Source organism: Tessaracoccus sp. OH4464_COT-324 (assembly GCF_003932855.1).
Classification (GTDB): domain Bacteria; phylum Actinomycetota; class Actinomycetes; order Propionibacteriales; family Propionibacteriaceae; genus Arachnia.
In genome coordinates, this window is record NZ_RQYZ01000006.1 from 23,439 (window position 1) to 49,556 (window position 26,118).

At 67.1% G+C, this 26,118-nt stretch carries 23 protein-coding genes and 1 tRNA gene; 19 read left to right on the top strand and 5 right to left on the bottom strand.

The annotated features are described in order from the left end of the window. A complete protein-coding gene (locus EII42_RS05090) occupies positions 1-1,086 on the bottom strand; it encodes a serine/threonine-protein kinase (RefSeq protein ID WP_158676410.1) in 1,086 nt (361 codons plus the stop codon). A gap of 69 nt (positions 1,087-1,155) precedes the next feature. Between EII42_RS05090 and EII42_RS05095 the strand changes: the two genes are divergently transcribed. Then, complete coding sequence (locus tag EII42_RS05095) at positions 1,156-1,875, top strand: RDD family protein (RefSeq protein WP_125171036.1); 720 nt, start codon at positions 1,156-1,158, stop codon at positions 1,873-1,875. Next, positions 1,875-4,028, top strand: a complete 2,154-nt coding sequence (malQ, locus tag EII42_RS05100; RefSeq protein WP_125171037.1) for a 4-alpha-glucanotransferase — start codon at positions 1,875-1,877, stop codon at positions 4,026-4,028. The genes EII42_RS05095 and malQ overlap by 1 nt, the downstream gene beginning before the upstream one ends. A gap of 151 nt (positions 4,029-4,179) precedes the next feature. On the opposite strand, the gene EII42_RS05105 is transcribed toward malQ, so the two are convergent. Further along, positions 4,180-4,749, bottom strand: coding sequence for a hypothetical protein (locus tag EII42_RS05105; RefSeq protein ID WP_125171038.1), 570 nt, complete (start codon positions 4,747-4,749; stop codon positions 4,180-4,182). Between the two features lie 54 nt (positions 4,750-4,803). Then, positions 4,804-5,406, bottom strand: a complete 603-nt coding sequence (locus EII42_RS05110) for a hypothetical protein (RefSeq protein WP_125171039.1) — start codon at positions 5,404-5,406, stop codon at positions 4,804-4,806. A 67-nt stretch (positions 5,407-5,473) separates the two neighbouring features. On the opposite strand from EII42_RS05110, the gene EII42_RS05115 reads away from it, so the two are divergent. Genes EII42_RS05115 through EII42_RS05125 form a run of 3 tightly spaced genes read left to right on the top strand, consistent with a single transcriptional unit; the run spans position 5,474 to position 7,691 of the window. Continuing rightward, positions 5,474-5,794, top strand: a complete 321-nt coding sequence (locus EII42_RS05115; protein WP_125171040.1) for a hypothetical protein — start codon at positions 5,474-5,476, stop codon at positions 5,792-5,794. Beyond that, positions 5,791-7,218 carry a hypothetical protein gene (locus tag EII42_RS05120; RefSeq protein ID WP_125171041.1) on the top strand — a complete coding sequence of 476 codons (1,428 nt, stop codon included), beginning with the start codon at positions 5,791-5,793 and terminating at the stop codon, positions 7,216-7,218. Before EII42_RS05115 ends, EII42_RS05120 begins: the two co-directional genes overlap by 4 nt. Before the next feature lie 14 nt (positions 7,219-7,232). Beyond that, positions 7,233-7,691 (top strand): hypothetical protein, encoded by a 459-nt coding sequence (locus tag EII42_RS05125; protein ID WP_125171042.1) that lies wholly within the window; start codon positions 7,233-7,235, stop codon positions 7,689-7,691. 70 nt (positions 7,692-7,761) lie between these two features. Here EII42_RS05125 and EII42_RS05130 read toward each other — a convergent pair whose 3' ends face one another. Continuing rightward, positions 7,762-8,514, bottom strand: a complete 753-nt coding sequence (locus tag EII42_RS05130) for a hypothetical protein (RefSeq protein ID WP_125171043.1) — start codon at positions 8,512-8,514, stop codon at positions 7,762-7,764. Continuing rightward, complete coding sequence (locus EII42_RS05135) at positions 8,511-9,848, bottom strand: nicotinate phosphoribosyltransferase (RefSeq protein ID WP_125171044.1); 1,338 nt, start codon at positions 9,846-9,848, stop codon at positions 8,511-8,513. Before EII42_RS05135 ends, EII42_RS05130 begins: the two co-directional genes overlap by 4 nt. A gap of 183 nt (positions 9,849-10,031) precedes the next feature. Here EII42_RS05135 and clpS point away from each other — a divergent pair, with 183 nt between their 5' ends. The 14 genes from clpS to EII42_RS05205 all read left to right on the top strand — a co-directional run bounded on the left by clpS (position 10,032) and on the right by EII42_RS05205 (position 26,102). After that, positions 10,032-10,310 (top strand): ATP-dependent Clp protease adapter ClpS, encoded by a 279-nt coding sequence (gene clpS, locus EII42_RS05140; protein ID WP_199729803.1) that lies wholly within the window; start codon positions 10,032-10,034, stop codon positions 10,308-10,310. Further along, on the top strand, positions 10,307-10,915 hold the full coding sequence (locus tag EII42_RS05145; protein ID WP_125171046.1) for a DUF2017 family protein: 609 nt from the start codon (positions 10,307-10,309) through the stop codon (positions 10,913-10,915). Before clpS ends, EII42_RS05145 begins: the two co-directional genes overlap by 4 nt. After that, positions 10,912-11,712, top strand: coding sequence for a glutamate racemase (gene murI / locus EII42_RS05150; protein ID WP_125171047.1), 801 nt, complete (start codon positions 10,912-10,914; stop codon positions 11,710-11,712). Before EII42_RS05145 ends, murI begins: the two co-directional genes overlap by 4 nt. Before the next feature lie 193 nt (positions 11,713-11,905). Then, a complete protein-coding gene (rph, locus tag EII42_RS05155; RefSeq protein ID WP_125171048.1) occupies positions 11,906-12,628 on the top strand; it encodes a ribonuclease PH in 723 nt (240 codons plus the stop codon). Further along, positions 12,625-13,233: an RdgB/HAM1 family non-canonical purine NTP pyrophosphatase gene (rdgB, locus tag EII42_RS05160; RefSeq protein WP_125171049.1), complete on the top strand. Its 609-nt coding sequence runs from the start codon at positions 12,625-12,627 to the stop codon at positions 13,231-13,233. The genes rph and rdgB overlap by 4 nt, the downstream gene beginning before the upstream one ends. Continuing rightward, a complete protein-coding gene (locus EII42_RS05165) occupies positions 13,230-14,021 on the top strand; it encodes a thymidylate synthase (protein ID WP_125171050.1) in 792 nt (263 codons plus the stop codon). The genes rdgB and EII42_RS05165 overlap by 4 nt, the downstream gene beginning before the upstream one ends. A gap of 8 nt (positions 14,022-14,029) precedes the next feature. Beyond that, positions 14,030-14,506 carry a dihydrofolate reductase gene (locus tag EII42_RS05170; RefSeq protein WP_125171051.1) on the top strand — a complete coding sequence of 159 codons (477 nt, stop codon included), beginning with the start codon at positions 14,030-14,032 and terminating at the stop codon, positions 14,504-14,506. Beyond that, complete coding sequence (locus EII42_RS05175) at positions 14,503-15,810, top strand: DNA polymerase IV (protein WP_233558284.1); 1,308 nt, start codon at positions 14,503-14,505, stop codon at positions 15,808-15,810. The genes EII42_RS05170 and EII42_RS05175 overlap by 4 nt, the downstream gene beginning before the upstream one ends. Positions 15,811-15,819: 9 nt before the next feature. Then, positions 15,820-16,368 carry an RNA 2',3'-cyclic phosphodiesterase gene (thpR, locus tag EII42_RS05180; protein ID WP_125171053.1) on the top strand — a complete coding sequence of 183 codons (549 nt, stop codon included), beginning with the start codon at positions 15,820-15,822 and terminating at the stop codon, positions 16,366-16,368. Between the two features lie 79 nt (positions 16,369-16,447). After that, positions 16,448-16,529, top strand: a tRNA-Leu gene (locus EII42_RS05185). A gap of 750 nt (positions 16,530-17,279) precedes the next feature. Continuing rightward, positions 17,280-18,575 (top strand): ABC transporter substrate-binding protein, encoded by a 1,296-nt coding sequence (locus EII42_RS05190; RefSeq protein WP_125171054.1) that lies wholly within the window; start codon positions 17,280-17,282, stop codon positions 18,573-18,575. 60 nt (positions 18,576-18,635) lie between these two features. Beyond that, a complete protein-coding gene (locus EII42_RS05195; protein ID WP_125171055.1) occupies positions 18,636-19,580 on the top strand; it encodes a carbohydrate ABC transporter permease in 945 nt (314 codons plus the stop codon). After that, a complete protein-coding gene (locus tag EII42_RS05200) occupies positions 19,577-20,428 on the top strand; it encodes a carbohydrate ABC transporter permease (RefSeq protein ID WP_125171056.1) in 852 nt (283 codons plus the stop codon). Before EII42_RS05195 ends, EII42_RS05200 begins: the two co-directional genes overlap by 4 nt. A gap of 229 nt (positions 20,429-20,657) precedes the next feature. Further along, positions 20,658-26,102 carry a carboxyl transferase domain-containing protein gene (locus EII42_RS05205; RefSeq protein ID WP_125171057.1) on the top strand — a complete coding sequence of 1,815 codons (5,445 nt, stop codon included), beginning with the start codon at positions 20,658-20,660 and terminating at the stop codon, positions 26,100-26,102. The last annotated feature ends 16 nt before the right edge of the window (positions 26,103-26,118 follow it).

Here is a 26,118-nt window from a genome sequence, read left to right on the forward strand (position 1 = left end):
CTATCCCGAGAGAAACACGACGGTGACCCACCAGGCCAACCCGCCCAACGCGAGTGTGCTGGCGATCACCCACACCCAGAACCAGATCTGGTGGGTTTCCTTGCTCTTGCGTGGCGCGTACTTGCCCTGCCCGAGATACGCGTTCAGCACTCTGCCGGGGGTGTCTGCAGGGATCGCGGGGCCGGGAGGGCTTGTAGGCGGTGACGGCGTGGCGGGGGCGAGGGCTGGCGCGGGGCGCGCAACATACGCGGAGTTGTTGGCGATGCGGATGTTCCCACCCATCCGATCGGCCAGCTCATCCAGGATCTCCGCAACGCGTTCCGCCGTCTGTGGGCGGCGGTTCGGATCGGGGGAGAGCACCGAGTCGAAGAAGGTATCCAGCGCTGCCGGGGCGCCGACGCGGGCGGCGATGGGCACTGGACCGATCATCGGGTTACGGGAGAGCACATCTTGGATTGTCTTCACCGGGAAGGGCGGGTGTCCGGTGAGAAGCGAGTAGCTGACGCAGCCCAACGAGTAGATATCGGAGCGCTCATCCAACTGGCTGCCGCGGGCCTGCTCCAGCGCCATGTACGCCGGTGTGCCGCCGGTCATCTCGTCGTGATGCTCGTCCAGGAGGGATTTGGCGACGCCGAGATCAGCCAGCAGGACACGCGTGCCCTCGGCGGTGTTCATCAGGAGCACGTTGCCCGGGGTGACGTCCCGGTGGATGATGTGTTTCTTGTGCAGCAGGGTGAGACTTCGCGCTGCCTGGGCGCAGAGCCGCAGTGCGATGCCGGGCTGTACCGGGCGGCGTCGCAGGTTCTCTAGCGAGCCGCCGTTGGCCAGCTCCATCACGAAGTACGGCTGGCCGCTGACGGTGGTGCCGATGTCGAACACGCGCAGTAGCCGATCGTCGGAGAACTGCCTAAGCAGCCTGGCCTCCGCCAGGAACCGAGTTCGCACGTCCTCATTGGTTGCCCATGCGGGGCTCAGCACCTTGATGGCCACGGGAACCTGCAGTGTGTCGTCGTAACCTTCGAACACGGTTGCGAACGACCCCGAGCCGATTTTGCCCGTGACGCGATAGCGGCCAATCATCTCCATAACGTCGCCTATTATCTGCCCTGCGCTGCGCAAAGGGAAGTGCCGTCGCGTTTCTGGCATCCTTGACCCATGACGAACTCCCCACAGCAGCCAGCTCCTGGCTGGTACCCCGATCCGGCCGGTCAGGCATACGAGCGATTCTGGGACGGCGTGGCATGGTCGCAGGCGACGCGCGACGCCCCCGTCACCCCGGTTGGCCCGGGTAATCGCTACCCAGGGGAGCCGATGGGGACGTCAGTTCCCCAGCCGCCGTATGGGAGCATGCAGCTGACCAGGCTGGGGCAGAGCGGATACCATTTCGCGTCTTTCGGCCGACGGGTCCTGGGCTCGATCGTTGACTCGCTGATCCTTGAGAGCGCGGTCGTCGCCATCGTTGCCGGGTTCTGGGGCTACTTCGGGCCGAAACTCGTTCTCCTGACCGACCCCGACTCACTCTCCGGGCTGGGGGCCGAGCCCGCCCTCGCTGCGGCAGGCGATTACTTCACCGCGCTGATGGTTATTTCATTGATTAGCCTGGCGCTTTCTTCCGCCTACCGCGTGATTCTTCTTAAGACGTGGAGTGCTACGCTCGGACAGCGCGTCTTTGGTCTCAAGGTCGTCCGGCTTGGCGCCGAGCAGGTGGAGCCGCTGGATTGGAAGACCGCGGTACTGCGCGGTGCTGTCGGGTCAGTGCTGTACGGGCTGATCGGCTTCTTCGCCGCACTGCCGGTGCTGTTCAGCGAGAACAAGCAGACGCTGCACGAGATGCTGGCCAAAGCCGTCACGCTTGACACGAGGAGAACACTGTAATGTCCACTCTGCACCCGTCGCTCCAAGCGCTCGCGGATCATTTCGGCATCGCCCGGGACTTCTGGGACTGGAAGGGCCGCTACGTCGAGATCAAGTCGGAGACCATCATCCGGGCACTGGCGGCCTTCGACGTGGACGCGAGTACGCCCGAGAACTGTGATGCGGCACTCGCCCGCATCGAGGAGGAACGTTGGCTCCAAGTCCTCCCGCCCGTGGTGGTGATGGAGGAGGGACAGGGCACGCACATCAACGTGCACGTGGCAGCTGGGAGTTCTGTCGAGGTGCACATCCAGCTGGAGCAGGGGGGCACCCGGCCCACCTGGCAGGTGGATAACTTTGCGCCTGATCGCGAGGTGGCGGGGCAGTGGCGCGGCGAGGCCACGTTCTGGCTAGGTAATGACCTGCCCCTCGGATACCACCGGCTGGTCGCCTCGACCGACGGCGTCCAATACTTGGCGACGTTCATCGTCACCCCCCGCTTCGTGGGCTTCCCCGCCCGGATGCGCGACACCCGGGTCTGGGGCTACGGGACGCAGCTTTACTCGATCACCTCGGAGCGCTCGTGGGGAGTGGGCGACCTGGTTGATTTGGCTGACCTCATCACGTGGTCGGGCACCAAGCAATTCGCGGACTACGTGCTCATCAACCCGCTGCACCTCGCCCAGGTGGAGTGCCCGATGGAGCCGTCGCCTTACCTGCCGGCGAGCCGTCGGTTCATCAACCCGCTGTACATCCGGCCGGAGGCGATCGAAGAGTATGTGGAGTTGAGCGCGGCCGATCGCAAGTACATCGAGGTGCTGCGTATCACCGCTCGGGATGCCGGCGAGCGCAGCGGTGCGGTGGAGCGCGACGCGGTGTGGAAGCGGCGCATGCTGGCCCTGAAGCGGTTGTATGCGGCTGGGCTGCGTCCGGCGCGGCAGCTGGCCTTCGAGGACTTTGTGCGGCGCGAGGGGGAGGGGCTGAGACTCCTGACCCTGTGGAGCGCGCTCAGCATCGAGTTTGGGCAGAGCTGGCGCTCCTGGCCCGAGGAGTATCAGGATCCGTCGAGCCGCGAATGCGCGGTCTACGCCGAACAGCACGCCGACGAGTTGCGGTTCTGGGCATGGCTGCAGTGGGTGGCCCAGGAACAGGTTTCGGCGGCTCAGCGGGTTGCCGAGGACGTGGGGATGCGCGTCGGCATCGTGAGCGACCTGGCGGTCGGCGTGCACCGTGACTCGGCGGAGACGTGGATGATGGCGGACGTGTTTGCGCAGGGCGTCAGCGTGGGTGCACCGCCGGACGCCTACAACCAGACTGGGCAGGACTGGGGCCAGCCGCCGTGGCGCCCTGATCGTCTGGCCCAGTTGGCCTACGCGCCGTTCAGGGCAATGGTGCGCGCTGCGCTGCGCCGCGTCGGAGGGGTGCGGGTTGACCACATCCTCGGTCTGTTCCGACTGTGGTGGGTACCAGACGGGATGAGCCCGCGCGACGGTACCTATGTGCGCTACGACCACGAGGCGATGGTGGGCATTCTCGCGCTGGAAGCGACCCGAGCGCAGGCGCTGGTGATCGGCGAGGATCTGGGGACTGTGGAGCCGTGGGTGCGTGACTACCTGGCCCGTCGAGGGCTGCTGGGCACGTCGGTGCTGTGGTTCGAGTACGGCTACGACGGCGGACCGCTCGACGCTGAGCATTGGCGTGAATACTGCATGGCGAGCGTCACCACGCACGATCTTCCTCCGACGATCGGATACCTGGCCGGCGATCACGTGCGGCTCCGCCACGAGTTGGGGCTGCTCACGGAGTCGCTCGACGAGGAACTCAAGTTCGCCGCGAACGAGCAGGCTGGTTGGGTGAACAAGCTGATCGAGACCAGGGTGCTGGAAGCGGATCTGGCGGGGGACCCTGTTGAGGTGATGCTGGCGATGCATCGCTATCTGGGGCGCACGCCATCGAAGGTGCTGCTGGCCAGCCTCACGGATGCCGTGGGAGAGCGTCGGATGCAGAATCAGCCGGGAACGATCGACGAGTATCCCAACTGGCGGGTACCGCTTGCCGACGGGTCGGGGCAGCCGATCCCGCTGGAAAGCATCTACTCGTCGCCACTTGCGGCCCGCCTCGCGGCCGTGATGAATGGATTGGAGCGGCAACCGGATTCGCGTTGGGAGAGCTAGCGTCTGAGCGAGAATGACGCCGGGCTGGCGGCGCATCGGATCGGGCTACAGCGGCCCCTGCTTACCGCCCGGGCATGTCGGGCGCGGCTGCTGGTGGCCCAAGGACCCCAAGCCGGGCGTCCCCGCTCCGACAGCACTTTCGTGACAGGCTTTAGCCGCCGAGGCCGTGCTCGGCGATGACGCCGTCGAGCTGGCTTTCCAAATCGTCCAGACCGCCGATGATGTCGGCCCAGCTGGAGTCGAAGGCCTGCTGCACAGCTTGTGGGGTTCCGCTCTCGACGGCGTGCAGCCCCGCGTTGACCACGCGTGGCAGTAGGAACAGGTGGCGAGGGCTGGGTGCGTCCACCCAGGCGACCAGACAATCCTTGCCGTCGATGCGGATCACGATCCCGACGTGTTTGGCCTCGAAATCACGCTGCTCGGTGCCGTCTTTGGGCACGGAGGCACCGTTCAACACAGCGCGCACCTGTTCGGGCATCTCTATGGCTCGATCGCTCGCCAGCAGCCGCGCCAGTGCGGCGCGGGCTGCTGTCAGAGCGCGATTTATCGACTTGCGGATACAAGCCGAGGTGTTCTCGTGGAATGGCCCGTCGACTTCGACGGACACCAGCGACAGCGCGCCGTCAACGACGGCGGTTGCATGGCCGGAAATCCCCTCGAATCGGCGTTCAGCGAAGCGAGCGAGCTCGTCCCACGGGTGTTCGTCTCGTGGGTAGTCCATGACTGGATTCAACCACGCGCAACCCCCTGAAGCGGCAGGTTTGGCGAGAATCGCTCAGTCCAAGTTGCGCATCGCCTGGCTGACGCTGTCCGAGATCTGACTGAGGTTGCCCTCCAACGCGCTGATCGCCTTGCTGAGGTTGGTCATGACCTCGTTGGACACTGAGTTGAAGCTCTGGCCTTCCAGGCCGCGGGCCATCGAGAAAGCCGCGTCGATCGCCTCGCCAACGCTGCGGCGGGTGGCGTCTTCCACGTCTTCGAGGTAAAGCGCCACCAGCCGCATCCGCACGGCGTCGACGGTTGCCGAGGCCTTGCCGTCAGCGGAGTCTGCACGGTGCTCCTCGGGAAGGGTACCCGTGGGGTCGCCCGGTTCGCGGATCGCCTCCTCCACCTCGGGGGCCAGCTGTGCGGTCGCAAGGCCAATCGTCCTGGCCGCGCTCTCGGCGCTGGTGAGGGCGTCGTTGTAGGCGCCAACAAGGAAAGATCCTACGTCTCCGGGCAGGTCTGACGATCCAAAAACCACATCGACGACGCCGCCGGTGCTGTCTACGGTGACGCTGGCTCCCTGGGGGCCGTAAGCGGTGAACTGTGCCTCAGCGAGCTGCAGCAGGCTCTTGATCTGGGGGGTTTCGAAGGTGCTGTTCCAATCCTCGGTCATGAACTGAATTGAATCACAGTCCGGGTTCTTGCCGTGAGTGAACCCATCTACGCCTAGTGTTGCTCCTATGAGCGATTTCCAAGTGCAGATTTCTGAGCTGAAGACGGCTTGCGACGCCTTCTCCACGCTCAAGGGTCAGTCGACCCAGCAGCAGAGCTTGCTGTCCACCGTCAACATCGGTTCTAACGACTTCGGATGTCTCCAAGGCATCCTCACGCTGTTCAACGCCTTCCAGGAGAACCTGGGCCAAAGCAACCAGGCGCTGGCCGACATCACGTCGTCGCTGGAGGCCATCGAGAAGGGGTTGAACTTCACACTGTCTCTCTACGAACTGTTTGAGAGCAGCACCCAGCAGGCAATCGAGAAGTTCTTTGGAGGCATCGGATGAACCGGTACGTGATGCAGGTCGCTCAAGGATTCATGATCGGCTCTGGCCCCACCAAGGGTGTGATGGCGGTTGTGCAGGTGGGCATCATGCTGGCCACCAAGCTGATCGTCGGCGAACCCGACAACGTCGAAGGCAACGCGCCTACCTACGATCAGCTGTGCAACAACATCCAGCAGATCGGTTCGCAGGCTCAGCAGGCATCCGGTGCCGTGCAGTTCTGGCAAGGGCCGGCGGCTGAGGCCTTCCGCAAGAAGGTGTCCGACGTGGTGCAGCAGGTTCAGCAGACCGCACCGATGCTTAAGCAGATGGGCGAACTGTTGAGGAACGCCGCTCAGGCGGCGAAGGAAGCGGCACAGTCGTTGCAGCAACTCGTCCGCGAGGTGGTGACCATGGTCGAGGTGGCCTACCAGATCGCCCAAGCCGCGGCGAGCGTCACCTACGGCGCATCGCTGGCCAAGTGGTTCGCGTGGGCGATCGCTCAGGCCGCACGCCTCTTGGCTCAGGTGATCAAGATCGTCAAGCAGATCGCCGACTTCCTCAACAAGGTGGCCACCGTCGTGAAGAACCTGCAGGAGTTCTTCCAGAAAGCGAGCCAGGTCATCAACGCTCTGTGCAAGCTGCTCGGCGTTGAGCAGCCGAAGGACCCGTTCAAGTGGGGCGGCCGCCTCTTCGGCGGCGAGGGCAAGCCGGATGATCTGAAGCTGGGGGGCCAGGGCTCCTACGGCCAGGACGACCGCTGGAAGCTGGGCAAGGACAAGATCGACCGCGACCGTGAGTGGGGAGACAAGTTCGAGGAGTCGGACAGCAAACCCAAGTTCTCCGCCAAGTACGAGTTCCTGAAAGCCGAGTACGACGGTTTGTGGGGCAAGAAGGTGGAAGACGGCGGGAGCCGTGACTTCCGCTTCGGCAAGCTGCGCTACCACGGGGAGTTGGAGTTCGCGATTGGTAAGTCCGAGGCGAGCGTCTACACCACGGGCAAGGGCGTCGGCGCTGAGGCCTCGGTGTTCGCCGGTCTCCGGGCAGCGGGCGACGGGCAGTTCTCGTCGGCTCTGGGCACCACGAAGGGCGAGTTGAGTGGAGAGGTGGGCGGCCGGGCGGAAGCCAAGGTGCGCGCCGGCTGGGACTCCGAGATCAAGGGAGCCAAGGGTGAGGTGGGCGCCTTCGCGGGGGCCCGCGCCCAGGGCGGCATCAGCCACGAGGCTGGCCCGGTTGGTGTGGGGCTCAAGGGCGAAGCTTGGGCTGGTGTCGGCGCGGAGGCCGACGGCAAGATCGCCTACGAGGACGGCAAGTTCAAGATCGGCGCTTCCGCCGGCGCAGGGCTTGGCGTCGGCCTCAAGGCCGGCTTCGAGGTCACTCTCGACCTGAACAAGGTGGTCGACGGCGCTCGCGGCGTGGCTTCTGACATCAGGTCCTTCTTCAAGTGATAGGCTTCGGGCCGATGATGGATAAGACGATTGAGTTTTCGTTGCCCAACGACCTGTGGCTGTCGGTTCCGCCGGCCGCAGGCCAGCAGTTCCTGGCGATGCGCTCCGGCGACTTCGACGTGTTCCGCCCAAACATCGCGGTGGACATGGCGCCATTGCGTCCGGAAACCACGCTGGAGCAGTTGGCAGACACCGTTGCCGGGCGGCTCCGGCTGGTGGATCCCGATCTCAAGATCGCCAAGAGGCAGATCGATGAGAGCAAGCGAACCATCCTCCAGCAGGTGAACACGGTGGCGCGCGACGAGGAAGGCCGGGCCATCAGCCTGTCCCAGGCGCAGGTCATCGTCGTGGCCGAGAGCGTCGAGGGCGGCGAATTCGTGACCTACTGCTTCATGCTGACGGCGGAGGCTTCGAGCCTGGGCGAGTACGTCGAGGATTTCCAGCAGTTCGTCGGTTCTGCGCGCATCAGCTGAGCTGTGACGACGAAGAAGGGGCGGTGGTTGAATCCACCGCCCCTTCTTCGTTTAATTCACTGGGCAGGTGCTACAGGGCTCCGGCAGCCACCGCCACGGCACCGGCGAGCAAGGTCAACACCACCGAGGCAACGGCCGCCACAACGCCCACCTTGCTGGCCACGTCGAGCTTGGCGCGCTGCCCGCACGCGGCGAGGGCTCGCTTGATCGCCGAGTCCAGGCCCGCAGGGCCGAGCTGCCTGTCGCCGGTCTTGGTCAGCCCGTCCGGGCCGGGGGTGAACTCTAGTTCGCGGCCGAAGCTCCACTGCCTGCCGCTGGTGGCGGACCCTCGCCCGCGAAGCTGGAAAGTGCCAGCGTGCGCGTCCCACTCCAGCGACTGGTCCGTGCGGACGAAGCCGCCCGCCGAGCGGGACAGCGTGGTACGCAGCAGCGCCCGGGCTTGTGCCGAGGCGCCGCCGAACTTTCCCGTGTCGAACTCGGCGCGCACCGCGTCGGAACTGGCGGAAATGGTGAAGGGCGTGCCCGCGAGTTCGCTGTGCAGTGCGCGCGCAAGCTGTTGGACGTCGGCGGGGGCGTTGCTGGCGCCGGCCGTGGAGGCCAGCGGGAGGAAGTCGTCGGCGTTGATGGCTCGGCCGAGCCGAAGTTGGGCCGGGATCTGGGCCAACAGCCAACACCCCACCGCGGCCGCGGCCAGGCAGGTGATCCCCAGCAGCAGCAAGGCCAGCCCGGTAAGCTGGGGAGCTACGGCGATGAAAGCGACGACCCCGCCGGCGATGAACATGATGCCGAACAGGGCGAATAGGAAGATCTCCACCACTCTCACGAACTCCTCGTAAAGGGGCTCGGAGATTCAGCACCCCATTCGTCAACGATCACGGTCTCCAGCACCGGCTCGCCTTTGGAGATCCGCCTGGCGGCCGGCGGCAGCTCGTCGCGGGAGGCCACGTGCCGGGCACGGGCTGCGTCCAGCGGCTCGTGGTAGACGCGTTTCCCGGCGGTGAACATGGGCACAAGCAGACTACGGTCGTTGCCATCGTTGCTTGGTGGTGCGCCGAGACCCACCACCTCGGCTTCGGCAACGCCGTCTGGTCCGCGCCGGCGCAGCGCAAACTTGCGGCCGCCCAGCGAGCCTTTGCCTTTCGACTTCTTCGCCACCGGCAGCAGCTCGGACGACGGGTCATCGTCATCGGCGCGCGCCACCAGCTTGTAGACGAACGAGCAGGTGGGATGCCCCGAGCCGATGACGAGCTGTGTGCCCACGCCGTATCCGTCGACGGGGGCGCCAGACAGCGCGGCGATCTGCCACTCGTCGAGGTCGGAGGTGACGATGATGCGAGTGTCGGTGGCTCCCAGGTCGTCGAGCAGGTCGCGGGCTTCGCGGGCCACCAGGGCGAGATCACCGGAGTCGAGGCGGATCGCGCCCAGCTTGCCGTCCGTCAACTCGACGGCCTTGCGGATGGCGCCCGGGATGTCGTAGGTGTCGACGAGCAGCGTCGTGCCGAATCCGAACGTGTCGAGCTGGGCGCGAAACGCGTCCTCCTCGGAGTCGTGCAGCAGGGTGAAGGAGTGTGCGGCCGTGCCTGCCGTCGGGATGCCGTAGCGGCGGCCGGCCTCCAGGTTGGAGGTCCAGGCGAAGCCTGCGATGTAGGCGGATCGTGCGGCGGCGACGGCGGCCTCCTCGTGCATGCGCCTGGCGCCCATCTCGGCGCAGGGGCGTGTGCCCGCCATCCACGTCATGCGCGAGGCGGCGGAGGCAACAGCGGAGTCGTAGTTCAAGATGCTGAGCAGCACGGTCTCCAGAACGACGGCCTCGGCGAAGGTGCCCTCGACGGACAATACGGGCGAGCCCGGGAAATACAGTTCCCCCTCCGGGTAGCCCCAAATATCCCCGGTGAATCGGTAGTCGGCCAGCCACTGGGCGGTAGCCTCGTCCACCACGCGGGTTCGGAGCAGGAAGTCGATTTCGGGTTCGTTGAAGCGGAAGTTTTCGACGGCGTCGAGCGCTCGCCCGATCCCAGCCAGCACCCCGTAGCGCCGCCCTTCGGGCAGCCGTCTCGTGAAGAGGTCGAACAGGCTTCGACGCTCGGCGGTGCCCGCCAGGCGAGCGGCCTGCACCATCGTCAGCTCGTAGTGGTCCGTCAGCAGAGCGGTAGTCATGTACGCAGTCTAGGACCTGTCGTGAAAGTCGCGTAGGGCCGCGACCTGCCGGGTGGGGCGAATCGGCCCCTCACCCCGTCCCTACCGTTGCCTCAGATCACGCTGGGAGGATCGGCACTTCCGGAAACACGCTCCGTCGCCGATTGAGGTGCCATCTTTGTTGAACGATGGCAGGCTAGGAGGGTGACCGAGTTGATCGCCGAAACGGAACGAGCGGCTGCCCTGCAACAGCAGCGGCAGTGGGTGACCATCGTCTGGGACGATCCGGTGAACCTGATGAGCTACGTGGCGCACGTCTTCCAAGACTATTTCAAATACCCGGCGGCGAAGGCCGAGCGGTTGATGCTCCAAGTGCACAACGAGGGAAAAGCCGTCGTCTCGACGGGCAACCGGGAAGAGATGGAGCGCGACGTGATGGCGATGCAGAATTACTCGCTGTGGGCGAGCATGGAGCCGGCATGAGTCTGCCGCCGGATGCCATCGTCTGGGCCTTCGACGGCCGGGGCGACACCAAGTCGCTGCTGCGCAGAATCGTGTTCACCTTCAGCTGCGAGCTGGAGCAACTGATGCCGCCGAGCGCCTGCCGGGAGTTCGCGGATCCCCTGGCCGCGCTGATGGCTGACGAGCAGTTTTCGGCACTGGCCAAATTGGAGTCTCCAGAGCTGCGGAGGCTCTTCCCGCGTCCGGTTCCCCAGGAGTTTGACGGTGACTCCTCAGCCTGGGAGGAGATGGTTCGGTCGCGCTCGGTGGCGCTGCACGAAGCATCCTCAGTAGTGCTGCGCGCGCTGCTGCACGAGGGTCCGGTCGTGCAGGTTGCGGAGCGCGACTTTGATTGCTGGCTTCAGGTGTTGGGCGCCAACCGGGCGATGTTGACGGCGGAACTTACAGGCTCTCCGGAGCGCCTGGTGCAACCCACGCCAGAGCAGGCGAGCGCGGATCGCCCGATGGCGGTGCTGCTGGACTGGCTCGCCTACCTGATCGAGGTCATGATCGAGAGCCGCAACGAATGCGTGCGGGCTGGGGAAGGGCTGAACCCGGAGATGTGGGCTGATTTGGAGGACGAGTGAGCAAAGAATTGCCCATCGGGGTGTTTGACTCGGGATTCGGCGGTCTCACGGTCGTGCGCTCCCTTGTCGAGCAGCTGCCCAACGAGGACCTGATCTACCTGGGCGACACCGCGCGCGCCCCATACGGTCCCAGATCGATCGCCGAGGTGCGAAGTTTTGCCCTGCAAGGGCTGGACTTCTTGGTCGACCAGGGCGTGAAGGCCTTGGTGATCGCCTGCAACTCCGCCTCGTCGGCAGCACTGAGGGATGCGCGGGAGCGTTACTCGGTGCCCATCACGGAAGTGGTCCTGCCCGCGGCGTCGCGGGCTGTCGCAGCCACCCGGAACGGCTCGGTGGGGGTGATCGCCACGCGATCGACGGTGTCGAGCGGCTCCTACGAGGAAGCCTTCGGCGTGGCGAACCACATCCGACTGACGCTGCAGGCGGCTCCCCGGTTCGCGGAGTTCGTAGAAGCGGGCATCACGGGCGGCCCCGAGCTGTTGGCGGTGGCCGAGGAGTACCTTGCGCCGATTCAGGCTGCGGCCTGCGACACTCTCATCCTGGGCTGCACCCACTACCCGCTGTTGAGCGGCGTGATCTCCTACGTGCTGGGCAACTCCGTGACGCTCGTGTCCAGCGCCGACGCCTGTGCCCAGTCCACCTACGTCCAACTCACCCAGGCCGGGCTGGCCCACCATCAGCCGCGCGACGTGCGACGGCTCTTCTACACCACCGGAGACGCAACAAACTTCCAAGGCATCGGACGCAGGCTGGTGGGAGGGTTCGTCTCCGACGTGTCTTCGATCACGCTGACTTGAGCGGAGGAGGTGATGAGGAAACCATGTGCAAGCGAGTCACCTGCGAAAAGTGCGGAAAGCCAACCTGGGCCGGCTGCGGCCAGCACATCGAGGAAGCCCTGGAGGGGGTGCCCGTGGAGCAGCGGTGCACCTGCCCGCGCTGACCGGGCCAGAAACTGACGTGTGACCGGGGAAGCGGCTAGGCTAGCGAGCCATGAGCTTTTCCCGCATTGACGGCCGCAGCCTGGACGAGTTGCGGCCGGTCACCATCACCCGCAACTGGTTAGACCACGCGGAAGGGTCGGTGCTGATCGAGTTCGGGAAGACCCGCGTTCTGGTGGCGGCGAGCGCCACCGTCGGGGTGCCCCGGTGGCGCAAGGATTCGGGGCTCGGCTGGGTGACCGCGGAGTACGAGATGCTGCCGCGCTCGACACACACCAGGACCGACCGCGAGTCGCGCAAGGGTCGGATTGGCGGACGCACCCACGAGATTTCCCGGCTGATCGGCCGGTCGCTGCGGGCGGTCGTCGACATGAAGGCGTTGGGCGAGAACACGATCGTGCTGGACTGCGACGTGCTGCAGGCCGACGGCGGCACTCGCACCGCCGCCATCACCGGGGCCTACGTGGCCTTGGCGGACGCCGTCGCCACCCTCAAGGCGCGGGGAGCGCTGAAGGGCAACCCGCTCAAGGATTCCGTCGCCGCAGTTTCGGTGGGTTTCGTCGGCGGCGAGGCGCTGCTCGACCTGGCCTACGAGGAGGATTCGAAGGCCGACACCGACCTCAACGTGGTGCTGACCGGCTCGGGCCGGTTCATCGAGGTGCAAGGCACGGCCGAGGGCGAGCCATTCACCCGAGCGGAGCTCGACCGGCTCATCGACCTCGGCGAGGCCGGCTGCCGCACCCTCACCGAGCTGCAACGGGAGGCCCTGGCATGAGGCGTCCCCAGCGGGTGGTGCTGGCCACCAACAACCCGAAGAAGCTCGCGGAGCTGCGTCGCGTCGTGGCCGGCGCGGGGCTGACGCTGGAGGTGCTTGGCCTGAGCGATCTGCCGAGCTATCCCGAGCCGGAGGAGACCGAGCGCAGCTTCGACGGAAACGCGCTGATCAAGGCGCGGGCCGCAGCGCGCAACACTGGCGAGTTCGCCGTCGCCGACGACTCTGGCCTGGAGGTGGACGAACTCAACGGGATGCCGGGGGTGCGTTCGGCCCGCTGGGCGGGCCCGATGTGCGACGACGAGGAAAACAACGAACTGCTTTTGGCCCAGCTCCACGGCGTCGCGCCCGAGCGGCGCGGGGCCCGGTTCCGGTGCGCGCTCGCCCTGGTCAGCCCGGAGGGCGAAGAACGGGTGTGGAGCGGAGCCATGGAGGGCACGATCGCGGAGGCCCCGCGTGGTGAAAACGGTTTCGGCTATGACCCGCTGTTCATCCCGGAGGGGAAGCAGCGGACGTCGGCGGAACTGACGTCGGCGGAGAAGGACTCCATCAGCCACCGCGGCAAGGCGGTGCGTGCCTTCGTCGAGTGGTTGGGGGAGACGCAGTGAAGCAGTACCTGGAGTTGCTAAACCACATCCTCGACCACGGTGTGCAAAAGCCGGATCGCACCGGCACCGGCACCCTCAGCGTATTCGGCCATCAGATGCGCTTCGGCCTGGCCGATGGCTTCCCGCTGCTCACCACGAAGCGGGTCCACACCCGCAGCGTGTTCGGCGAGCTGCTCTGGTTCCTGCGCGGCGACACCAACGTCGAGTGGTTGCACGCAAACGACATCAGCATCTGGGACGAGTGGGCCGACGCCGACGGCGAGCTCGGCCCCATCTACGGCCGCCAGTGGCGCAGCTGGCCCACCCGCGGCGGTGAGGTGGACCAGATCTCGCAGGTGGTCGAGGCCATCCGCGCCGACCCGGACTCGCGGCGGCACATCGTGTCGGCGTGGAACGTCGCAGAACTCGACGACATGGCGCTGCCGCCGTGCCACGCGCTGTTCCAGTTCTACGTCGCCGACGGGCGGCTCAGCTGCCAGCTGTATCAGCGCTCGGCCGACGTGTTCCTGGGGGTGCCGTTCAACATCGCCAGCTACGCGCTGCTCACCCACATGGTGGCGCAGGTTTGCGGGTTGCGGCCGGGGGAGTTTGTACACACCCTGGGCGACGCGCACCTGTACTGCAACCACCTGGAGCAGACCCGCAGGCAGCTGACGCGCGCACCGCGGGGCCTGCCGACGCTCAGGCTGAATCCCGAGGTGACGGACCTATTCGACTTCACGCTGGCCGACATCGAGCTCACGGGCTATGATCCGCACCCCGCCATCAAGGCACCCGTGGCGGTTTAGGAGGGCTGATGAGGATCGTCGCGATCGCGGCAGTGGCCGAGAACTGGGTGATCGGTTCCGGGGAGGACATGCTGTGGCACCTCCCGGACGACTTCAAGCGCTTCAAGGCCGTGACCACGGGAAACACGCTGATCTTCGGTAGGCGCACCCACGAGCAGATCGGCCGGACGCTGCCGGGCAGGCGCATCATCGTCGTCACCCGCGACCGCAGTTGGCGCGACGACACGGTTGAGGTGGCGCACTCGATCGAGGAGGCTCTGGAGCTGGCAGCGCAGACCCCGGAAAAGGTCTGTTACATCGGCGGCGGCGCGGAGATCTACGCGGCCGCCTGGCCGTACCTCACCGAGCTGGACATCACCCACGTCCACCAGGCCCCCGAAGGGGCGGCCACCTTCCCCTACATCTCCCCGCGGGAATGGACGGAAGTTTCCCGCGAACCGCACGAGAAGTTCGACTTCGTCGCTTACCTGCCCACGCCCAAGTGAGCATCCTGCACCTCGACCTGGACGCCTTCTTTGCGTCGGTTGAGCAGCGCGACAAGCCGAGCCTCGCCGGGCGGCCGGTGGTGGTGGGCGGCGGTGGCGTGCGTGGGGTGGTGGCCACCGCCAGCTACGAGGCCCGCGCCTTCGGAATCCGCTCGGCCATGTCCGGCGCCGAGGCCCGGAGGCGGGCGGGCGGCAAGGTGGCGTTCCTGGGCGGGCGGTTTGCCGCGTATCGCGAGTCGTCGCGCGTGGTGCTGGGCTTGCTGCGCGAGGTTTCGCCGCTGGTCGAGCCGCTCAGCCTCGACGAGGCCTACGTCGACCTGGCGCCCGCCGGCTGGTCGGCGGAAGAGCTTCCCGGACGCATCGCCGAGCTGCGCGCCGAACTCACGCGCCGCACCGAGGGGCTGACGGCTTCGGTGGGGGTGGGTTCCACGAAGCTGGTGGCGAAGCTGGCCTCCGAGCGTGCGAAGCCGAACGGGGTATTTCTGGTGGCGCCCGACGAGGAGCCGGGTTTTCTGGGGCCGCTGCCGGTTCGCGCCATCCCGGGCGTTGGGCCCGCCACCGAGCAGCGGTTGGTGGCGATCGGCATGTACACGGTGGACGATCTGCGTCGCGCTCAGCCGGGTGAGCTGGAGCGGGAGCTGGGCGCGGCGTCGGGCGCTTGGCTGAGGGATGCGGCCCACGGCATCGATCGGCGGGAGGTGAACCCGAGTTCGGAGGCGAAGTCGATCTCGACGGAGGACACCTTTCAGGCGGACATCCTGAGCCGGGCGCACCTGGAGAGCCTGCTTCGTCGGGATGCGGCGGCGGTGGCTCGGCGGCTGGCGCGCCAGGGATTGTTCGCGCGCACCGTGTCGATCAAGGTGCGGTTCGCCGACTTTGAGACCATCACCCGGTCGGCGTCGCTGGGCGGGGCCACCGACGATGGCGACACGATAGCCGCCGCTGGTGTGCAGCTGCTCGCCGGCGTCGAGTTGCGTGCAGGCGTGCGGCTGCTCGGCATCGGGGTGAGCAACTTCGCGGCGGCCGCGCAGGATCCCCTGTTCGGCGAGCCGCAGGCGGCTGCGGAGGAAGTGCGGGAGGAGGTGCCGTCGGCGACGGTGCGCGGGCATGGCTTCTTCCCGGGGGCCGACGTGGTGCACGCCGAGCACGGCCGGGGCTGGGTGTGGGGCAGTGGTAAGGGGTTGGTGACGGTTCGGTTCGAGTGGCGCGGCAGCTCACCTGGGCCGATTCGGACGCTGCCGTTGTCCGACCCTGGACTCAGCTTGGCGGAGCCGCTGCCACTGGTCTGTGCCTTGCCGGACTAGGCTGGGTAGATGGGAGACAGGCTGTTTGCGGCGGTGTTGCCGCCCGGCGAGATGATCGACGAGTTGTCCAGGCTGCTGGGGCCGCTGCGCGCCTCGGGGGAGGGGCTCAGGTGGACCCGGCCGGCGGGATGGCACGTGACTACCGCGTTCATGGCCGACGTGCCCGATACTGAGGCAGTGCGTTCGGAGTTGGCGCGGGCCGCACGGGGCGTCGCGCCTTTCCGGTTGCGGATCGGCGGGGGACTGGCTTTCCCGAGGCACGCCAGCGGGCATCTGTTGGCGCTGGCAGTCGAGTCGGGGCACGACGAGCTGGCCCGGCTGGCCGCCCAGAGCCGGGCCGCGGCGGCGCGGGCCGGAGCAGCGGCGGACGAGTCGGAATTTGTCGGGCACCTGACCCTGGCCCGGGCAAAGGCGGGTACTCGCCTGACCGAGTGGGTTGAGCGGCTGGACGGCTGGCCGAGGTGGGAGTTCGTGGCCCGCGAGGTCGCGCTGGTTCGGTCGTTCGGGATGGGCCGAGGCTATGAGGTGTTGGAGCGGACGCCGTTGGGCGTTGGCTAGCCAAGCAGCGCGGAGACGATTGGCCCGGTCGCGTCGGGGCTGGTACTGTGGCCGGGTCGTGGCCAGCCACCTGGCCCACGCGGAAGTGGCGGAATTGGTAGACGCGCTGGATTTAGGTTCCAGTGCCTTAGGGCGTGAGGGTTCAAGTCCCTTCTTCCGTACGAAGTGTGCATATCTCTTGGTCGCGCACCGGCTGCGCCTGGGCCGGGTTGCCGAGCTGTTTGCTGGGCGGACGTGGGCGGATTCATCGAGACCCGTGGCCCATCCGGCGGCCCAGTACATGATGCTGGCGTGAACAGGCGCAGCCCCGAATGTGAACCTCCGGTGCTGCGCCACGTCGAAGGCGGGCTAGGCTGCCCGAAGCCCAGAGTTACGGTGGACTGCCTGCCGTCTTCTGCTCAGGATCCTAGCCGTATTCCCGGGGCTGCACCGAGCACGGGATCGAGAGCTCCGTTGAGCGCGCCGCACCCCCACGTGGTGCTGTTTGGGCTCGTTCGCGGGAAGGTCGGGCGTAGTTGGCGGCCGGGGGAGCATCAGCAACGGGCGACGCAGGACCAACCACTCACTTCACGCCTTCCTCCTAGGTAGGCACCCAGGGGGCATGAACGGGTGCGGCCTGTTCTTTCCTCTGTACCAGCTTCTTGTCCGTCCGGCGGGCGGCGACAAATGTGTCCAATTTGTTATATTTCCCGGCCCGCTGGCGCTTGGGTTCCCGAGGAACGTGCGCAATCGCCTTTCCACTAGGTGTATTGCCGTTTCGCCGCTCACTTGGGGTTGTGAACGCTAGCAGGAGCTGTGCGCAGTTGAGCTGAGCGCTCAAGGGGGGCTGGGTTCACAAGCGTTCTTGAGCATTACTATTGTGTGCGCACGCAACCAAAGCTGTTTGTGAAACTAAAGGAAGGCATACTCCAATGAAGCGTATGTTCAAGCTGGGCGCGATGGTCCTCGCCAGCGCTTTCGCGCTGTCTGCCTGCGGGGGCGGTGACACAGCTCCGGCCGCCGGCGATGGAAAGGGCAAGGAGTCCTCAGAAGCGGGCAAGTCGGCTGCCACCGACCTGGAGACCACGATCAAGATCCTCGCCCCCTCCTACGCCGAGACGTCGAAGGGCGACTGGGAGAAGATCATCGCCGAGTTCAACAAGTCCTATCCCAAGGTGAAGGTTGAGCTGCAGATCGAAGGCTGGGAGGCCTTCACGTCGAAGGTGCAGGCGCGAATCCAGGCCAAGGACTACCCGGACATCCTGAACGACAACAACTACGCGACGATGGCCGCCGGCGGCCTGCTCTACCCCGTGGAGGAGGTGATGAGCAAGGAGACCATCGACTTGATTGAGCCGAAGCTGCTCGAAAATGGTAAGGGTTCCGACGGCAAACTGTGGGCGGTGCCGGATATCGCGTCGGCGCGCCTGATGGCCTACAACACCGGAATCTTCGAGAAGGCAGGCATCACGGAGCCGCCGAAGACATGGGATGAACTCACCGCTGCCGCAAAGAAGATCAAGGACCTCAACGACGGCTCCTACGGTTACGGCTTGCCGCTCGGGGAAGAAGAGGCCCAGGTGGAAACGTCGCTGTGGCTGTGGGGTAACGGCGGCGAGTGGGGCGTTGACGGCAAGCTGACTGCAAAGCAGGACAAGGCTGTCGAGGCATTCAAGCAGATGAAGATGATGATCGACGAAGGCCTCACCCAGCCCAACGTCGGCTCCACCAACCGCCAGGGCGCGGTCGATCTGTTCAACAACGGCAAGCTCGGCATGTTGCTCATGCACACCGGCGTCCTCACCCAGACGGATAAGGACTTCTCGGACGTGAAGTACAAGCTGGCCCCGGTGCCGTCGAAGGACGGCAAGGGCGTTTCCTACGGCGTGACCGATTTCATCGTCGCGTTCAACAATCAGGACGAGAAGCGTAAAGAAGCCACCAAGGCCTTCCTCGACCTGATGTACAGCGACAAGCACTACGAGAGCTGGTACAAGGGCACCGGGCTCATGCCGGTGACCAAGAACATGATCAAGAAGGCCACCGCTGACGCCGGGCACTTTGCCCCGTTCTACGAGACCCTGAGTTCCGTGTCCTTCCAGCCTGTGGGCAACCCCGAGTGGGACACCCTGCAGGTTGCGCTACAGAAGACGGCGGGCAAGTTGGAGAACAACTCGCCGGAGCAGGTGCTCGACGAGATCCAGGCCCAGCTCGACGCCCAGGGCTGAGCGGAAATGTGAAGCGGGGGCCGCTGACCGGGCGGCCCCCGCCCATCCAAGGAGCGAGTGATGACAACAAGCGTTGACCAGGTGTCGCCCAAGCCGCGGGCGTCGAGAACGAATGTCTGGAAGGAGTCGTTGCGGGCGTTGCCGTGGCTGCTGCCCACGGTGCTGCTGATCTTCGGGGTCGTGCTCTACCCCGCGGTGCTGCTCTTCTACTACTCGCTCGTGAAGTACAACAAGTTCGGCATCAGCCAGGGCTTCGCCGGGTTCGACAACTACTTCGGCAAAGCGGGCGCGCTGACCTTCCCGACGGTGCCCATCGGCCAGATCCTGATCAACACCGTGGTGTGGGTGGTGGTGACTGTCGCGGTGACGGTGCTGCTCTCGCTGGCCCTGGCGCAGTTCCTGAACAAGAAGTTCCGGGGGCGCAAGCTGCTGCGGCTGTTCATCATCCTGCCCTGGGCCTGCTCGGTGGTGATGACGACGACGGTGTTCAACTACGGTCTGCAAACCGACGTCGGCCTGTTCAACCGGCTGCTGGTAGACACCGGAATCCTGGAGACCGCCTACGGCTTCACCAAGGACCCCACCGCAGCGTTCTGGGTGGCGGTATTCGTCGCGGTCTACGTGTCGCTGCCATTCACCACGTACACCATCCTCGCCGGCCTGCAGGCGGTGCCCGCCGACGTGCTGGAGGCGAGCCACGTCGACGGGGCCAACGCGGTGCAGCGCTACTGGCACATCGTCCTGCCCATCCTTAGGCCGTCAATCGCGGTGGCGACGCTGATCAATATCATCAACGTCTTCAACTCGCTGCCGATCCTCAAGATCCTCAACGACACGCCCGGCTACCACACCGGGCACACCACAACCACGCTGATCTTCGAGTACAAGGCGCAGCTGGGTCCCGGCGTGGCCAGCGCGCTGTCGGTGATCAACTTCGCCTTCTGCCTGGTGATCATCGTGATCTACCTGGCGGTCGTCAAGCCCACGAAAGAGGTGGATGCATGAGCCGGCGCAGCTCCCAATCAGTGGAGAAGGCCCCGAACCCATGGCTGGTGGCCCTGGGCTCGATCTTCATCGTCGTGTTCTTCAGCTTCCCCTACATGCTGATGCTGATCAGCTCGCTGAAGACGCAGGCCGACGTGCGGCGGATCCCGCCGGACTACGTGCCGAGCAAACCGCAGTTCAGCAACTACCTCGACGTGTGGTCGTCCTCGGTGGCGCCCGGCCAGTCGCTGCTCGCCACCACCGTCATCTCGGTGGGCGCGACGCTGCTGGTGCTGCTCGTGGCCACCCCGGCCGCCTACTATGTGGCCCGGTTCCGGTTCAGGGGCCGGCTGGCTTTCCTGTTCCTGGTGCTGATCACGCAGATGCTGCAGCCGACGGTGTTGGCGGTTGGCATCTTCCAGGAGTTCTCCAACTGGACGGGTTACGCGGTGTGGGGGGCGTTGATCCTGGTGAATGGGGCGTTCAACCTGTCGTTCGCCATCTGGATCATGCAGGCCTTCTTCGCCTCCGTGCCGAAGGAGGTGGATGAGGCCGCCCTCGTGGATGGTCTGGGCCGGGTGCAGACCCTGCTGAAGATCTCGCTGCCGCTGGTGTGGCCGGGCATCGTGACCGCGATCGTCTTCGTGTTCGTCAACACGTGGAACGAATACGCGGCGGCCTTCGTCTTGGTGCAGCAGCCGGAGTTGCAGCCGCTCACGGTGTCGATGCCGCGCTTCCTGGGGCTGTACATCAAGGACTGGCAGTACCTGTTCACCACCGCGATGGTGGCGATCGTCCCGGTGATCATCCTGTTTGCGCTGATCGAGAAGCGCCTGATCGGTGGGCTCACCGCGGGCTCCGTGAAGTAGTCGGCGGAAGCAGAGGCGGCGGGCGGGGAGTTGTTCCCCGCCCGCAGCTGTATGTCACCGGCGGGGCCGCGCCGTCGTCGGCCGGGGATTGTGAGGAACCGACAACGTTTCGGCCCGGGATTGAAAATTGGGCCCGCCAATTGGTGAGTTTCGTGCAACCCTGCCCCCGGGGCTTTCGCTCGACGGCCCGAGGCTGCCAAGGTCTTTGCGGTAAACCGAAGGAGTCGAATTGTTCCGTCGCATCGCCATCATCAACCGTGGCGAGGCTGCCATGCGCCTCATCCATGCCGTCCGCGACCTGAGCGCCGAACTGGGTCAGGACATCGCCACCATCGCGCTGTACACCGACGTGGAGCGCACGGCCATGTTCGTGCGCGAAGCCGACGAGGCCCACCCGCTGGGGCCGGCAGGAGCACGCCCCTACCTCGATCACGCGCTGCTGGCGCGGGTGTTGGAAGAGGTGCGCGCCGACGCGGTCTGGGTGGGCTGGGGCTTCGTTGCGGAGGACGCGGATTTTGCGGAGCTGGTGACCGGCATGGGCATCAAGTTCATCGGCCCGTCGGCCGCGGCGATGCGCCGGCTGGGCGACAAGATCGGCTCCAAGCTGCTTGCGGAGGAGGTGGGCGTGCCGGTGGCCGCCTGGTCGCGCGGCGGGGTGGACACCCTCGACGATGCCCTCGCCTGGGCGGAGGCCATCGGCTACCCGCTGATGCTGAAGGCGACGGCAGGCGGCGGCGGGCGCGGCATCCGGAAGGTGAACGGCCCCGACGAGCTGGCCGACGCCTACCAGCGCACCCGCGATGAAGCCGAGCGGGCGTTCGGCTCCGGCACCGTGTTCCTGGAGCGGCTCGTGACGTGTGCGCGCCACGTCGAGGTGCAGCTGATCGCCGACCAGCACGGCACCGCGTGGGCGCTCGGGGTGCGCGACTGCACCGTCCAGCGCCGCAACCAGAAGGTGATCGAGGAGTCGGCGTCGCCGCTGCTCGACGAGCCGCAGACCGCCGAGCTGAAGGCGGCCGCGGAGCGGCTGGCGCTGGCGGTGGGCTACGAGGGGGCGGGCACCGTCGAGTTCCTTTACCAGCCCGAGGAGCGGGCGTTCGCGTTCCTGGAGGTGAACACGCGCCTGCAGGTGGAGCATCCGATCACCGAGGTCACGGTGGGCTTCGACCTGGTGAAGGCGCAGCTCAAGGTGGCGGCGGGCGAGGCGCTGGGCGAGCGGCCCCAGGAGCTGGGCCACGCCGTCGAAGCCCGCCTGAACGCGGAGGATCCCGACCGGGACTTCGCGCCCGCCCCGGGGCTGATCGAGAAGCTATCCTTCGGCACCGGCCCCGGGATCCGGATCGATACCGGTGTGGCGGCCGGCGACGAGATCCCCGCGGACTTCGACTCGATGATCGCCAAAATCATCGCGCACGGCCGCACCCGCGACGAGGCGCTGGCCAGGCTGCGGCGCGCGCTGACCGACACCACCGTCGTGATCCGGGGAGGGGCCACTAACAAGTCCTTCCTGATCGACCTGCTCGCCCAGCCCGAGGTGGTCGGCGGCGCGCGATGGGCGGACACGTCGTGGATCGACTCGGCGCGCGCCGAGGGCCGACTGGTGACCGACCGCTGGAGCGAGGTGGCGCTGCTGGCGGCGGCGATCGAGGCCTACGAGGAGGCGGAGCGTCAGCAGGCGGCGCGGCTCAAGGAGACCTCGCGCGGCGGCCGGCCACAGGCGGTGCACGAGCCGCAGCTGGCCGTCGACCTGAAGCTGCGCGGGGTTGCGCACCAGCTGGTGGTCTCCCGGGTTGGGGGCAACGAATACCTGGTGGCCAGCGGCGACGCGCGGGCGCGCGCCCGGCTGGAGCGGCTGGACGACCGACACGCCCGGATCGATGTGGAGGGCCGGCGGCACCGGCTGGTGCTGGCGGCGCACGGGCCGGTGTTCTTCGTCGAGGTGGACTCGGTGGCCCACCGGGTGTCGCGCGATGAGGGCGGCGTGCTGCGCGCGCCCGCGCCGGCTCTGGTGGTGGCGACGCTGGTCGCGCCCGGCGACGAGGTGGTCGCCGGCCAGCCGCTGGTGATTCTGGAATCCATGAAGATGGAAACCGCGATCCCCGCGCCGTTCGCGGCGCGCATCCGGGAGGTGCCGGTCAAGGCGGGCACGCAGGTGGCCGGGCTGGCGCCGCTGGTGCGGTTGGAGCCGCTGGGGGAGACGGAGGCGGCGGCCGGCGGGCAGCTGGCGCTGCCCGAGCCGCGCGAGCTGCCGGCGCGGGCGGCCTGGCGCCGGGCGCTGGATGATCTCACGAACCAGGTGCTGGGATTCGACCCGGTCCCGGGCGCGCTGCAGCATTATCTCGCGACGCGGGCCGCGCTGGCCGGCGACCCGGAGGTGCTGCTCGGCGAGTGCGAGCTGATCGCCGCGTTCTCCGGCCTGGCGGAGCTGACCCGGAACCGGCCGGCCGATCAGCAGGCCCGCACCGAACTGCGCATCCACTCCGACCGGGAGTACCTGCACACCTTCCTAACCACCTTCGACGCCGAGCGTGCGGGCCTGCCCGCTCTGTTCGTCGAGCGGCTCACCGCGATGCTCAAGCGCTACGGGGTGGACTCCCTAGAGCGCGGACCGGAGCTGGAGGCCGCGATGCTGCGGGTCTTCCTGGCCACTCAGAACATCCGGGACGCCCAGCGGCTGATCGTCGGGGTGCTGGAGCGCTGGCTGACGGAACCTGTGCCCAGCCCGGAGCACGCGGGGCGTGCGCGCGAGCAGCTGGAGCGGCTGAAGCGGGCCACCCAGCTTCGCCACGCCACCATCGGAGATCTGGCGCGCTCCGTCCGGTTCCGCTGGTTCGACGCGCCACTCGTCGACGCCGAGCGGGCCCGCATCTGGGCGGAGATGGCCGACGAGGTGGCGCGCCTGGCGGTCCTGGACCGGGAGGATTCGGGCTACCGGGCGGGGATCGCGCGCCTGGTGGCGGTGCCGGAGAAGAACGACATTACCCTGGCCGCGCGCCTGGCGGGCGGCCAGCTGGGACCGGAGCCGATGCTGGAGGTGTTGGCCCGCAAGCACTACGAGGGCCACGGCCTGGCTGGTGTCGAGGTGCGCCACGTCGAAGGCCGCCCGGTGCTCACCGGCGAGTACAGCATTGACGGGCGCCGCACCCCGCTCGTCACGCTCACCGCGCGCCACGACGAGCTGGGCCCGGGGCGGGCGGTGCACCGGATCGTCGGCGAGCGGGTGTCCGATCACGGGCACGGGTGCGTCGTGGAGCTGTACGTGGCTCAGCCGGGTGGGGCGCCGTCGCCTGAGGAAGTGGCTGAGCTGCGGGAGCTGATCGGCTCCTGGCTGCCCGCGAGCGTGCGGCGGATCGTGTTGGCGCTGTGCCACGAGGGCATCACCTACGTGACGCTGCGCTCGGGTGCGGGCCTCGTCGAGGATGAGATCATCCGGGATCATCACCCGATGGTGGCGCGCAAGCTGGACCTGTGGCGGTTGAGCGAGTTCGACATCAGCCGGCTGCCTGCACCCGAGGACGTGCTGCTGATCGAGGCGCGCGCTCGTAACAATCCGGCCGATCACCGACTCATCGCGATGGCGCAGGTGCGTCAGGTGGCGGTGGTGCGCGACGGCGGTCGCCTCATCGGGGTGCCGCACGTGGAGCGCGCAGTGGAGCACTGCCTGGAGGCGATCCGCCGCACGCGTGCCGCGCTGGGCCGGGCGGGAAGCCACCTCGACATGAACCACGTGTGGGTGCGGGTGTGGCCGACGATGCGACTGGACCCGGCGGAGGCCGGCGAGTTGCAGCGCAGGATCACCCCGCTCACGGACTCGGCGGGCATCGAGGAGGTGGCGGTGCACGGCACCTTCGACTTCGACGGGGCAGAACGGGAGCTGCTGGTGCGGTTCCACGAGCTGCTGTCGGGAGAGGTGGGCGCGGAGATCACCCCGCCGCCGACGGGCCCGCTGCAACCCATCAACGACTACCGGGGCAAGGTCCTGCGCGCCAAACGGCGCGGGCTGGTGTACCCCTACGAGCTGGCGGGCACGCTCGCCGGCGGGGGCGGGCACCTGGTGGAGCTGGATCTGGCCGGCTCGGGCGGCCGGCTCGTCGAGGTGGATCGGCCCTACGGGCGCAACTCGGCGGGCATCATCGTCGCGCGCGTAACCACCCCGACGGCGCTGCACCCTCAGGGGGTGACGCGCATCGTGCTGGCCGGAGATCCGACGAAGGGGCTGGGCGCGGTGGCGGAAGCGGAGTGCCGCCGGATCATCGCCGCGCTGGACCTTGCCGAGGAGCTGGGCGTGCCGGTGGAGTGGTATGCGCTGAGCTCCGGGGCGCGCGTGTCGATGACGTCCGGCACCGAGAACATGGACTGGGTGGGCGCGGCGCTGAAACGTATCGTCGAGTTCACGCAGGCCGGCGGCGAGATCAACATGGTGATCGCGGGCATCACCGTCGGGGCGCAGCCCTACTGGGCGGCGGAGGCGACGATGCTGATGCACACCCGGGGCATCCTGGTGATGACCCCGGACTCTGCGATGGTACTCACCGGCAAGCAGTCGCTGGACTATTCGGGTGGGGTGTCCGCAGAGGACAACTTCGGCATCGGCGGCTACGACCGGGTGATGGGGCCGAATGGCCAGGCGCAGTACTGGGCGGAGGATCTGCCCGGCGCGTTCGGGGTTCTGATGCGCCACTACGACGCCACCTATGTCGCGCCCGGTGAGGCGGGGCCGCGTCGGGCGGAGACGGCGGATCCGGTCGAGCGCGATGTTTCGCTGGCCCCGCACGCGCTGCCGGGGTCAGAGTTTCGCACGGTGGGGGAGATCTTCTCGGCGGAGCTGAACCCTGAGAGGAAGAAGCCGTTCGACATCCGCAGCGTGATGCGGGCGGTGGTCGATGCGGACGGGCCGTTTGTGGAGCGCTGGGCGGGCATGGCGGACGCGGAGACCGCGGTGGTGGCCGACGTGCGGTTTGGTGGGCATTCGGCGTGCCTGATCGGCATCGAGTCTCAGCCGGTGGTGCGCGCGGGCTTCCCGCCGACGGATGGCCCCGACACCTTCACGGCAGGCACACTGTTCCCGCGCTCCAGCAAGAAAGTGGCGCGGGCGATCAACGCGGCGTCGGGGAACCGACCACTGGTGGTGCTGGCCAATCTGTCGGGCTTCGACGGCTCGCCCGAGTCGATGCGGCAGCTGCAGCTGGAGTATGGCGCGGAGATAGGCCGCGCGATCGTGAATTTCGTCGGCCCGATCGTTTTCGTGGTGATCTCCCGCTACCACGGCGGCGCGTTCGTGGTGTTCAGTAAGCGGCTGAACCCCACCATGACGGTGCTGGCGCTGGAGGGATCGTTCGCGTCGGTGCTGGGCGGGGCCCCGGCCGCGGCGGTGGTTTTCGCCGGCGATGTGGCGAAGCGTACTGCGACGGATGCGCGGGTCGTCGAGCTTGAAGCTCGTCTGCGCGCGGCAACCCCGGGGGAGCGGGCGGCGCTGGCCGCGGAGCTTGACGAGGTGCGCGGCGGCGTGCGGGCGGAGAAGATCGGTGAGATCGCTGGCGAGTTCGACGGCATCCATTCGATTCACCGGGCGGTTGAGGTGGGCTCGGTGGATCGGGTGATTTCCGTGGCCGAATTGCGTCCCGCAATTGTTGCCACCATAGACGACGCATCCGGGGCTGGCCGGCCAGCCTGACCCGTCTGGGCGGTAG